Origin of the sequence: Cypionkella sp. (assembly GCF_030652235.1) — a bacterium.
In the GTDB taxonomy this organism is placed as follows: Bacteria; Pseudomonadota; Alphaproteobacteria; order Rhodobacterales; family Rhodobacteraceae; genus Cypionkella.
Window position 1 is genome coordinate 33975 of sequence record NZ_JAUSBA010000040.1, and the last position, 11211, is coordinate 45185.

Annotated in this window: 9 protein-coding genes; 4 read left to right on the forward strand and 5 right to left on the reverse strand. The window is 60.2% G+C overall.

Features of this window, described 5'->3' with window-relative positions; genetic code table 11:
* Positions 1–142: 142 nt before the first annotated feature.
* Positions 143–1480 carry an aspartate aminotransferase family protein gene (locus tag Q7V03_RS13300; protein ID WP_304926075.1) on the forward strand — a complete coding sequence of 446 codons (1338 nt, stop codon included), beginning with the start codon at positions 143–145 and terminating at the stop codon, positions 1478–1480.
* A gap of 98 nt (positions 1481–1578) precedes the next feature.
* Complete coding sequence (locus Q7V03_RS13305; protein WP_304926076.1) at positions 1579–2037, forward strand: tetratricopeptide repeat protein; 459 nt, start codon at positions 1579–1581, stop codon at positions 2035–2037.
* Positions 2038–2076: 39 nt separating this feature from the next.
* On the opposite strand, the gene Q7V03_RS13310 is transcribed toward Q7V03_RS13305, so the two are convergent.
* Positions 2077–2649 carry a helix-turn-helix domain-containing protein gene (locus tag Q7V03_RS13310; protein ID WP_304926077.1) on the reverse strand — a complete coding sequence of 191 codons (573 nt, stop codon included), beginning with the start codon at positions 2647–2649 and terminating at the stop codon, positions 2077–2079.
* A gap of 118 nt (positions 2650–2767) precedes the next feature.
* Between Q7V03_RS13310 and Q7V03_RS13315 the strand changes: the two genes are divergently transcribed.
* On the forward strand, positions 2768–4714 hold the full coding sequence (locus Q7V03_RS13315) for an FAD-dependent oxidoreductase (RefSeq protein ID WP_304926078.1): 1947 nt from the start codon (positions 2768–2770) through the stop codon (positions 4712–4714).
* A gap of 208 nt (positions 4715–4922) precedes the next feature.
* Here Q7V03_RS13315 and Q7V03_RS13320 read toward each other — a convergent pair whose 3' ends face one another.
* From Q7V03_RS13320 to Q7V03_RS13330, 3 genes are all read right to left on the reverse strand, one after another.
* On the reverse strand, positions 4923–5945 hold the full coding sequence (locus Q7V03_RS13320) for an aspartate-semialdehyde dehydrogenase (RefSeq protein WP_304926079.1): 1023 nt from the start codon (positions 5943–5945) through the stop codon (positions 4923–4925).
* A 91-nt stretch (positions 5946–6036) separates the two neighbouring features.
* Positions 6037–7227 (reverse strand): MFS transporter, encoded by a 1191-nt coding sequence (locus Q7V03_RS13325; RefSeq protein WP_304926080.1) that lies wholly within the window; start codon positions 7225–7227, stop codon positions 6037–6039.
* 15 nt (positions 7228–7242) lie between these two features.
* A complete protein-coding gene (locus tag Q7V03_RS13330; RefSeq protein ID WP_304926081.1) occupies positions 7243–8490 on the reverse strand; it encodes an MFS transporter in 1248 nt (415 codons plus the stop codon).
* Between the two features lie 142 nt (positions 8491–8632).
* Here Q7V03_RS13330 and Q7V03_RS13335 point away from each other — a divergent pair, with 142 nt between their 5' ends.
* Positions 8633–10237, forward strand: coding sequence for an alpha-glucosidase (locus tag Q7V03_RS13335; protein WP_304926082.1), 1605 nt, complete (start codon positions 8633–8635; stop codon positions 10235–10237).
* Between the two features lie 17 nt (positions 10238–10254).
* Here Q7V03_RS13335 and Q7V03_RS13340 read toward each other — a convergent pair whose 3' ends face one another.
* The gene (locus tag Q7V03_RS13340; protein ID WP_304926083.1) at positions 10255–10881 is read right to left on the reverse strand and encodes a hypothetical protein; all 627 of its coding nucleotides are present in this window, start codon (positions 10879–10881) and stop codon (positions 10255–10257) included.
* Positions 10882–11211: the final 330 nt, after the last annotated feature.

Here is an 11211-nt window from a genome sequence, read left to right on the forward strand (position 1 = left end):
CAGAAAACACACCAAGACGACCCATGAATTCCTTCCGAATTTCCACAAGGCTACGGCGCGCAGCCCCCCGCAAGCAACCTCCTTCCGCCCCTTGTCGAGCAATCCCTGCCCTGCCATGTTGGCCAAAATCAAAAGGCCCGCCATGACCGCAAAACCCGACGCCCTGACCGCCACCGCCGCTTTGCCGAAAGTCACCCACGGGCGCGGCAGCTATCTTTGGGACTCGAGCGGCAAGCAATACATCGATGGCTCTGGTGGCCCCGCCGTCTATTGCCTTGGCCATGCCCACCCCGAGGTCAACGCCGCCATCACCGCCCAACTGGGCCAGATCGCGCATGGCTACCGCTATAACTTCAGCACCGACGCCCTAGAGGAATTGACCGAGATTATCCGGGGCCATTGCGGCGGCACCCTGCGCGAGATGGTGTTTGTCACCGGCGGCTCAGAAGCCGTTGAAAGCTGCCTGAAAATCGCGCTGCAATACCAAACCGCCATCGGTCAGAAATCCCGCCGCCGCTTCATCAGCCGCGAACGCTCGTGGCACGGCAACACTTTGGGTGCCTTGGGCGTGTCGGGCTTTGCTGAACGCACCGCCGCCTATGAGGGCGCGTTCATTCCCTCGATCAAACTCTCGCCTGCCAACGCCTATCGCCCGATCGCCGGGGCCACGGCTGAGTCCGCAGGCGAGGCTTGCGCGGCCGAGCTCGAAGCCGCCATCCTCGCCCACGGCCCCGAGACCATCGCCGCCTTCATCTTTGAACCCGTGGTCGGGGCTGCTGGCGGCTGTGTGCCCGCCCCCGAAACCTATGCCCAGCGCGTGCGCGAGATTTGCAGCAAATACGGTGTGCTGATGATCGCCGATGAAGTGATGTGTGGCGCAGGCCGCACCGGGCCTTGGCGCGCCTTGGAACGTGACGGGGTCGAGCCTGACATCATGTCGATTGCCAAGGGTCTGGCCGCTGGCTACATGCCGCTGGGTGCCGCAATCTGCACCACGCAAGTGTGGGAGGCGATCCGCGCCCGCGACGGCGCATTCGGCACCGGCCACACCTTTACCGGCCATACCGCTGCCTGCGCTGCCGGGGTCGCGGTGCAAACCATCATCGCGCGCGAAGGCTTGCTGGCAAAAGTCACCGCCAACGAAGCCCGCCTGAAAAGCTGGCTCGCCGATGCGCTGCACGGGGTGGATGCCATCGGCGATATTCGCGGCCGGGGTCATTTCATCTGTACCGAGCTGGTGGCCGACCGCGCCAGCAAGCGCCCGTTCACCTCCGAGCGCAAACTGGCGCTAAAAATCCGTGCGGCTGCGATGCAGAATGGCCTGATCTGCTACCCGGTGAGTGGAAATGTGGATGGCGTGAACGGCGACATCGTCATCCTCGCGCCGCCCTATAACTGCAGCGATGCCGAACTGACCGAGATCGTCGATAAAACCGCTCGTTCGATCCGTCAGGTGCTGATTTCTGAATGTTTGGCATAATTCTGAAGATTTGGCATAATATTGCCATGTCACATAGGCTTGATGCGGCAAAATCGTCGAATCGGCTAGCATTGGCGCATCTAAAGGGAGAAGTCAGAATGCCTCATATCCTTGCTTATGTTCTCATCGGCCTGTTCGGTCTGTTGTCGATGGCGCTGGATCCGGCGATGGCCGCGGGCAGCTCGGATGACAGCAGCGAAACCGACTCCGCCCCCGCTTATGCCGACGCCAAAGCCAAGATCGACGCCGAACAATATGCCGCCGCCCTGCCGTTGTTGGATAAAATCACCAGCGAAGAACCGCAAAACGCCGATGCCTGGAACCTGCGCGGCTTTGCCAATCGCAAACTGGGCAATATGGATGTCGCGGCTATGTCCTACACCGCGGCTCTGAAGATCAATCCCGGTCATCTTGGCGCATTGGAATATCAGGGCGAGATGTATCTTGAGCTTGGCCAGACCGATGCCGCGATGGCGAATTTGAAGACATTGCAAAGCCTGTGCGGCGATTGTGAACAAGCCACTGATCTGGCGGAATCCATCGGCATCAAGAGCTGATTGCGGCCCGAAACTTGGCTGAAGGGCTACCGCCCACCGCTAAAAACTGGGCGGGCTGATCGCCCATAACACCACAGCCTCCTCGGGGCCGGGGTTGCGATAACGGTGCGGCTCGCGTGACGAATAGCTGCAAGTGTCCCCGGCTTGCAGCAGGAAATGCCGCGCGCCAATCCAGAATTCCAACTGGCCTTGCAGCACAAAGCCCACCTCGTCACCCTCATGTGTGTAGGATTGTTCGCTTTGCGTCCCCGCGGGCATCCGGCTGTAGATCATTTCCACCTGCAAACTCAGCTTCGGCGTCAGAAGCTCATCCACAATGCCGCCCGCATAGCGCAGGCTCAGCCGATTGCCGCGCCTAATCACATAGCCGCGCTCGTCATCCGGCACCAAAGCTTCGCCTGCGAAAAACCACTGCACCGTCACGCCTAAGCCTTTTGCGATATTCACCAATGCCGGGATCGAGGGCGAGGCCAAATTCCGCTCCAACTGGCTGATATAGCCAATCGACAACCCGGCAGACTCGGCCAGTTGCGCCAAAGTCAGGCCACGGCGCTTGCGCAATCCACGGATACGCTCGCCAAGAAAACCTGCGGGATCACTCACCTCATCCATCGCAAAACCATGCCGCAGCTGCACAATAACCGCAACAAGTTTTGCCTTTAGTAAAGATATCTTCCATTTTTTTACTGACCTGTTATCCAAGGCCAGCAATCCAAAGGCCGTCACATCCATGTTTCCGCACCTGTTCGCCCCGCTGACCCTGCGCCGCACCACTCTGAAAAACCGCATCATGTCCACCGGGCATGACACCACGATGCCCACCGATGGCACCGTCAATCCGGCGCTGATCGCCTACCACCGCGCCCGTGCCAAAGGCGGCGCGGGCCTGATCATCACCCAAGTCGCGGGCGTGCATGAAACCGCGCGCTATACCTCGCATTTGCTGATGGCGACGACCGACGCCTGCATCCCCGGCTATACCGACCTCGCGACAGCCGTCCATGCCGAGGGGGCGGTGATCTTAAGCCAACTGTTCCATCCGGGCCGCGAAATTATGGAAAGCGCGGATGGTTTGCTCGCCGTTGCCTATGCCCCTTCTGCCGTGCCGAATGAACGGTTCCATGTGATGCCGCGCCCGCTTAGCCTTGCAATGATTGAGGAAATCATCGCAGGCTACGCTTCGGCCGCCCGCCGCCTGCATCAAGCGGGCTTTGACGGGGTCGAGGTCGTCGGCTCGCACGGATATCTGCCCGCGCAATTTCTGAACCCACGCGTCAACCTGCGGACCGATGCTTTCGGCGGCAGCGCGCCCGCGCGCCAGCACTTTCTGACCCGCGTTCTCGCCGCCATTCGCGCCGCGACGGATGAGGATTTCGTCATCGGCCTGCGTATTTCGGCGGGCGAGCGCGACGACGAGGGGCTGACCATGGCAGAGGCTTTGGCGGCCTGCATCGCCTTGGAAGCCGGCCTTGATTTCGTCAACGTCACCACCGGCACTTCTGCTTCCGTCGGCGGTGCTGTGCATATCGCCGCCCCGATGGCTTATGCGACGGGCTATTTCGCCGCCGATGCCAGCATCTTCCGTAAGGCGCTGAAAATCCCGGTGTTTGTCGCGGGCCGGATCAATCAACCGCAGGACGCCGAAGCTATTATCGCAAGCGGCAAGGCCGATGTCTGCGGCATGACCCGTGCGCTGATCTGCGATCCAGAAATGCCGGCGAAGGCGCAGGCGGGTGCCGTCGATGACATCCGCGCCTGCATCGCCTGCAATCAGGCTTGCATCGGCCATTTCCATCGCGGCCTGCCGATTTCTTGTATTCAATACCCGGAAAGCGGCCGGGAATTGACTTATGGCAGCCTGCAACCCGCTGCTAAGCGCAAGAAAATCATGGTGATCGGCGGTGGTCCTGCCGGGATGAAAGCCGCGATCACCGCCGCCAAGCGTGGCCATGATGTGACCGTGTATGAGGCCGCAAACCAGCTTGGCGGGCAGGCTTTGCTGGCGCAACTGCTGCCAAAGCGGGCCGAGTTTGGCGGGATTATCACCAACCTATCGCGCGAAATGGAATGTGCTCAGGTGAAGGTGCGCCGGGGTATTACGGTCACGGCGGCTTTTGTGCAGGCCGAGGCCCCCGACGCCGTGATCCTTGCCACGGGTGCGCGGCCTCATATCCCCGACCTGCCCAGCGATGGCCAAATTCAGATCGTCACCGCATGGCAGGTCTTGCGGCGTGAGGTAAAACTGGGCGCAAAAGTGGTCGTCGCCGATTGGCGCTGTGATTGGATCGCGCCGGGAATTGCCGAGATGGCTGCGCGCGATGGCGCGAGCGTGACACTGGCAGTCAACGGCCTGCATCCGGGAGAAAGCCTGCCGCTGTATGTGCGCGACACCATGGCCGCCGATCTGCACCGGCTGCGCATTGACGTACGCCCCTATGCACGCCTGTTTGGCACCGCCGAGGATACGGTTTATCTGCAACACACCCCCAGCGGCGAGGCGATAGAGGTATCTGGCGTCGACACGCTGGTGCTGAGCCTTGGGCATATCCCGGTGGATGGGCTAGCCGCAGAGTTGCAGGAATTGGGGATTGCTGTGACCCAGATCGGCGATTGCCTTGCGCCGCGCACCGCTGAGGAAGCGGTGTATGAGGGGCTAAAGGCAGGAGTGGCGGCCTGAGCAAGGCTTATCACGGTTTGCGTTTGATGGGACGTAAGTCTTCCCCGCGGGGAATGACTTGTTGTTTTTGTCGATTTCAGAGAGATTTTCCACAATATATTGTGGTGACATGTAATTTTTATGCCAGTTTGGGCGACATTAACCGAGGTGGACACATAAAAAAGCCCCGCCAACCGGCAGGGCTTTTTCAGATCTCCCTCAGGCCAGATCAGCCCTTTTTCAGATACCGGCTGCCCAGCAATTCCGCGATCTGAACCGCATTCAAAGCCGCCCCCTTGCGCAGGTTATCCGAGACGCACCACAGATTGATGCCATTATCAATCGTGCTGTCTTGACGGATGCGCGAGATATAGGTCGCGTAATCGCCAACACATTCAATCGGGGTGATGTAGCCGCCATCTTCGCGCTTATCGATCACCATGATGCCAGGAGATTCGCGCAGAATATCGCGGGCTTCATGCTCATCCAGAAAGTCTTCGAACTCGATGTTGATCGATTCCGAATGGCCAACAAACACCGGAACCCGCACGCAGGTCGCGGTGATCTTGATGTTTTTGTCGAGGATCTTCTTGGTCTCGGCGACCATTTTCCATTCTTCTTTGGTCGAGCCATCGTCGAGGAACACATCAATATGCGGGATCACGTTGAAGGCGATCTGCTTGGTGAACTTCGACGGGCGCACTTCCTTACCGGGAACGTAAAGCCCCTTGGTCTGATCCCAAAGCTCGTCAATGCCTTCTTTGCCCGCACCCGACACCGACTGATAGGTACTGACAACCACCCGCTTGATCCGCGCGCGGTCATGCAAAGGCTTCAACGCCACAACCATCTGCGCGGTCGAGCAGTTCGGGTTGGCGATGATCATCTTGTTTTTATAACCGGCAATCGCATCGGCATTCACCTCCGGCACGATCAACGGCACGGCGGGGTCGTAACGGTAGAGCGACGAGTTGTCGATCACCACGCAGCCCGCCGCCGCCGCTTTCGGGGCGTAGATTTTGGTCGCATCCGAGCCCACCGCGAACAAAGCAATGTCCCAACCGGTGAAGTCGAAAGTGTCGAGATCCTTGGTCTTCAGGGTCTTGTCGCCAAAGCTGATTTCAGTGCCCAGCGATCTACGCGATGCCAAAGCGGCAATCTCGTCAACCGGGAACTCGCGCTCGGCGAGGATGTTCAGCATTTCGCGGCCCACGTTACCCGTGGCACCCGCGACGACGACCTTATAGCCCATCGGGGTCTCCTAGAATTCTGTCAGTGACTGTCAAAGACGAGGTCTGTTAGCGCATGGGACCGGGCGGGGGAAGCGCAAATCGCGCGGCGGGTCAGTCGGTGCGGTCTTTCGAGGCCAGATAAACCAGCAACCCGATGGTCAGCAGGGCAGCGTAGAAGCCGAATAGCGCTGCATAGGGGGTGCTGGGCGGGGCGCTGTGGATAGCCGTGGCGCTGGGGGTCAGGGCATGGTGCAGGCGCCCTGTCAGAATTTGCATGATCCCGGCGGCGCCAATCCCGAACAGGTTGATCAGTGTCACGCCGCGCCCGACCAGATGCGGCGGCAGGAAGGCGCGGCCATGCGCCATCACCATTGGGAAAGATGCGCCAAAAAAGCCAACGCCTGCCAGCAGGCCTATCGGCAGGGGGCCGGGGGCGTCGGGGTGGGTGTAGAGGCCAAGCAGGCAGGCGAGGGCGATGGCATTTCCGCCAAAGATCAGCCATTTGCGGCTGCCGAGCAGGCGATCCAGCGGCCCATAGGCGAAGTTGCCCGCCACCATCGCAAGCCCCATGATCAGCGTGACTTGGCCGATCCGGGCAGCATCAGCTTGGAACACATCGGTCATATAGGGGCCGATCCACAGCCCACGCAGACCTGCGGCAGGAGCGTAGCAGGCGGCCATCATGATCAGGATCGGCCAGAGGGCGGGCATCTTTAAGAGATCAAGCAGCGAGCCTTTGGAGGTGTGGATCACGCGGGCCGGATCGCGCACCAGCAGCCAGACTATAGCGGCGATGATGAGGGTGGTGCCGCTTAAGGCCCACATCGCACCGCGCCAGCCAATCGCCTGCACCGCCATCGACAGGGGAAGTGAGGCCGCGATATTGCCCAACGAACCTACTCCGATCATCACCCCTGCGAGGGTGCCGAACACGGCAGGCGGCAGGCTGCGGGCGACGATGTAATATGCGGCCATCAGGACCGGCGCGCAGCCGATGCCGATCAACACCATCGCGACATTGATCGCCGTGGGGCCATTTGCCATCGCAAACACCGCAGCGCCTGCGCCGCCGACTGCCAGCAGGACCGAGGCGGTGATGCGGGGGCCGATGCGGTCCAGGGCCGCGCCTACGGGAATTTGCATCAGCGCGAAGGCCAGAAACCACAGGCCCGAGGCCGAAGCGAGGTTTTCGGCGGTGGCGCCAATTTCCAGCTTTAGCACGGGGGATAATACCGCCAGAAAGGCGCGGTAGAATTGGCTAAGCACATAGGCCGCCATCAGGGCCGCGATACCGACGCGCATGGGATTCCTATCGGTTCAGGCGTGTTGGGCCAGCAGGGGTTTCTCGCGGATTGGCAGATGCACGATGGCCGAGAACGCGCCGACGCCGACGCCAATCCACCAGACGGTGCTGTAATCTCCTGTCAGATCATACAGTTTGCCCCCCAGCCAGACACCTAGAAAGCTGCCAAGTTGGTGCGAGAAGAACACCACACCGTAAAGCGTGCCCATATAGCGCAGACCATAGATGTGCGCGACAAGCCCCGAGGTGAGCGGCACGGTTGCCAGCCACAAGCTGCCCATAACCAGCGAGAATACCAGCACGGTGGTAGGGGTCATCGGCAGCAGTATAAACAAGGCCGAGGCCACGGTGCGGGCGACGTAGATGCCTGAAAGCAGGTATTTCTTGGTGTAGCGTTTGCCCAGCCATCCCGACAGGATGCTGCCCGCGATGTTGGCCAGACCTATCACCGAAATCGCGATTGCGCCCAGGATTGAGGTGGTGGTGATGCCGATATCCGCCAATAGACCCGAGGGGTCGATTGCGCCACATTTCTCGGTGATGAAGGCCGGGAAGTGGGCGGTGATAAAGCCCAACTGATAGCCGCAGGAAAAGAAGCCGACGAAGATCATGATGAAGGAAGGGTCTTTGCAAGCGCGTTTCAGCACGGTGCCGAGCGACTCGTCGAGTTCGTGTTTGGTCGCCATAGTGGGCGAGCGCAGGAAGGGCAGCGCGAACAGGGCGCACAGGATCACCACGGCGAAGATCACGAACACCACTTGCCACTGATAGTATTGCAGCAGGATTTGCGCGGTAGGCGCGCCAAACACTTGCCCCGCCGAGCCTGCGGCGGTGGCGATGCCCAAGGCAAGTGAGCGGTTTTCTGGCTTGGCGGCGCGGCCAACAATCGCGAGAATAACGCCGAATCCAGTGCCAGCAATGCCGAAACCCACTAAAACTTCAAGCAGTTGCATCTGACCGGGCGTGACTGCGAAACTGGAAAGCACCAGACCTAACGCATACAGGATTGCGCCCGCGATGATGGCGCGGCGGTCGCCGAAACGTTCGGCAATCGCGCCAAAAATTGGCTGACCGACACCCCAAGCCAAGTTCTGGATCGCGATGGCCATCGAAAACTCGGCACGCGGCCAGTTGAATTCGGCGGCAATCGGGATCTGGAACACCCCGAAACTGGCGCGGATGGCGAAGCCCAGCATCAAAATCACGCAGCCTGCGATCAAGACAGGGGTGAAGATGCTGGATTTGGGAGAGGTCTGGATCATGGCGGGCTCCTGCTGGCGTCACGGTTAGCCGATGGCTTTGCAGGGTCAATGGCAGAATTGTGTGGGGCACAACGGCGGCTTGGATTGTGCAGGGCGTCCAAAGCGGTTTAGGTTTGCGAAAATTCGTTGATCGGAGGCAGGAATGGCGAAATGGTGGCGTGGCTCGGTGACCTATCAAGTCTATCCCCGCTCGTTTCAGGATGACAATGGCGACGGCATAGGCGATCTGAACGGCATCACCCGGCGTCTGGATCATATTGCCGATCTGGGCTGTGATGCGGTGTGGCTGTCGCCGTTTTTCACCTCGCCGATGCTGGATATGGGCTATGACGTGGCCGATTACACCGATGTTGATCCGGTGTTTGGTACGCTGGCGGATTTCGATGCTTTGGTCACTCGGGCCCACGCGCTGGGTCTGAAGGTGATCATTGATCAGGTGCTAAACCATTCGTCCGACAAGCATCCGTTCTTCGCGGAAAGTCGGAAGAACCGCGAGAGTGACAAATCTGATTGGTATATATGGGTCAATCCGCGCCCGGATGGCACACCGCCCTGCAACTGGCTGTCGGTGTTTGGCGGCCCGGCGTTTACTTGGGATGCGCGGCGCAAGCAGTATTACATGCATTCGTTTTTGCCGCAGCAGCCGGACTTCAACTACCGCAATCCGGCGGTGCAGGACTATATGGAATCTGTGCTGCGGTTCTGGCTGGATCGCGGCGTGGATGGCTTCCGTTTTGATACGGTGAACTATTTCTACAAGGATGCCTTGTTCCGCAATGATGCCGCAGATTTCCGGGTGAAAACCAAGGCCGACGGCAACCCGTATGAGATGCAATATCACCTGTTTTCAAAGGGTCAGCCGGAAAATCTGGGCTGGATGGAGCGTATCCGCGGGGTGATGGACGAGTATACCGATCGCGCCACGGTCGGCGAGATGGGTGAGGCGCATCACGCCATTCGGATGATGGGCGAGTATACCGCGCCCGGTCGCCTGCATCAGTGCTATTCGTTTGAAATGATGGGCTACGATTACTCGGCTGCGTTCTTCCGTGGCAAGATTGAGGAGTTTTTCACCGGCGCGCCGAATGGCTGGCCGATGTGGGCGTTTTCAAACCATGACGTGGTGCGGCAAGCCTCGCGTTGGGCCAAGCATGGCGTGTCACAGGACGCTTTGGCCCGGCAGGCGGGCGCGTTGCTGTTATCATTCCAAGGCTCGATTTGTTTATGGGAAGGCGAAGAGATTGGCCAGACCGACACCGAACTGGTGTTTGAGGAGTTGACCGATCCGCAGGGTATCAACTTTTGGCCGGAACCGGTGGGGCGCGACAATACCCGCACACCGATGGTCTGGGATGCGTCCCCGAACGGCGGGTTTAGCACCGGCAAGCCGTGGCTTCCGGTGAAAGCGCCGCAACTGGCGCGCAATGTGGCGTCTCAACTTGGGGTGGCGGGGTCGGTGCTGGAAACCTATCGCGCGATGCTGGCCCATCGGCGGGGCTCGCAAGCTTTGGTCGCGGGGGCCACGCAGTTTTTCAATGTGCCCGAGCCGATTTTGGCATTCACCCGTGGCGACGCGCTGCTCTGTGTGTTCAACCTGTCTCCCGAGGCCGTTACGGTTGCTGTTGAAGGCGCGCTTGGGTTGGAGGGGCCGTCGCAGGATGCGGTGTTGGAGGGTATGAAACTGGCTTTGGGGCCGAATGGGTTTGCGTTTCTAACGGTCGAGGGGCGGGTATCCGTGCAAGCATGAAACGGTGCGGGCTGCATTCAGGTCGCCGGGGGGGCACACCGCCGGACCCCGGTGAAATATTTACGCCCATGTGAAAGCAAAACTTTCATCGAATTGTCCGCAGTCTTTGGGCCGGGACGGGATGGGTTTCGCCCCCGTTGTGCTGAGTTTTTCTGCCAAGATACGCCCGCATCGGCGATGGTGTTGCCATCCCACTCAACATATAAAACATTGCAATTAAACAGGAAGCGATGCGTTTCAGTATCGGGGCGGCGCAGACCTTCGGGCAATGGATCGGTCGCTATCCTGGCCTTAGGGCAAAGCGCGGTCGGCATGCGGGCCGAGGCGGTGTCGTCCATCCAGCCTGCGGGGTCGTGAATGCCGCCAGCGCGGATCGGCGCAGGCCGGCCGTCAGCGCTGGTTTCAATCGCCTTGTCGATGGTCTCAATCTTCTCAAGCCGATGCGGGAATTGAGCGCTGTATTTTGACGGCATTGTCAGGCTTAACGGCAGGCTTTCGACGTGGGCGACGGTCGCCGTCATGCCGGGTACGTTGGGTGGCGAAGACACCGGGGTGGCGAATTCCGGGGGTTTAACAGTGCTGCCCAAGCCGATCAGAGAGACGCCTTTGTGGGTGGCGAGCGCATTCGGACAGGGTGGTGACACCGGTGGCGCGCCCCAGTTTCTGGGCCGAAAGATCGGAGCCATCGGGCAGGATGACGTCACTGTTCAAGCCCAAACGGCGCGGGGCGCGGTAGGTCTTAAATGCAAGGCGAAAACAGCCGAAAGCACGCCTTGCGGTTGCGACTCTTATGCCCAAGCCGACGCGGGGTCGAACACCAGTGCTGCATCGGCGCGGGCGGTGGAGGGGGGGGGCCGATTTGCAGGCCCGCATTGCCCAAAGTTTCGATGTCGCGGCCCGGCCAGCCCCAATTATATCTGTCAAAGGTGGCTTCGTCCGCGCCCAAGTCAGGCTCAGCGCCGCCATCCGCATGG

What these genes read in the sequence shown, in the direction of transcription:
- Q7V03_RS13300 (WP_304926075.1), top strand. Translation starts at nt 143, where the DNA reads ATGACCGCAAAACCCGACGCCCTGACCGCCACCGCCGCTTTGCCGAAA.
- Q7V03_RS13305 (WP_304926076.1), top strand. Translation starts at nt 1,579, where the DNA reads ATGCCTCATATCCTTGCTTATGTTCTCATCGGCCTGTTCGGTCTGTTG.
- Q7V03_RS13310 (WP_304926077.1), bottom strand. Translation starts at nt 2,649, where the DNA reads ATGGATGAGGTGAGTGATCCCGCAGGTTTTCTTGGCGAGCGTATCCGT.
- Q7V03_RS13315 (WP_304926078.1), top strand. Translation starts at nt 2,768, where the DNA reads ATGTTTCCGCACCTGTTCGCCCCGCTGACCCTGCGCCGCACCACTCTG.
- Q7V03_RS13320 (WP_304926079.1), bottom strand. Translation starts at nt 5,945, where the DNA reads ATGGGCTATAAGGTCGTCGTCGCGGGTGCCACGGGTAACGTGGGCCGC.
- Q7V03_RS13325 (WP_304926080.1), bottom strand. Translation starts at nt 7,227, where the DNA reads ATGCGCGTCGGTATCGCGGCCCTGATGGCGGCCTATGTGCTTAGCCAA.
- Q7V03_RS13330 (WP_304926081.1), bottom strand. Translation starts at nt 8,490, where the DNA reads ATGATCCAGACCTCTCCCAAATCCAGCATCTTCACCCCTGTCTTGATC.
- Q7V03_RS13335 (WP_304926082.1), top strand. Translation starts at nt 8,633, where the DNA reads ATGGCGAAATGGTGGCGTGGCTCGGTGACCTATCAAGTCTATCCCCGC.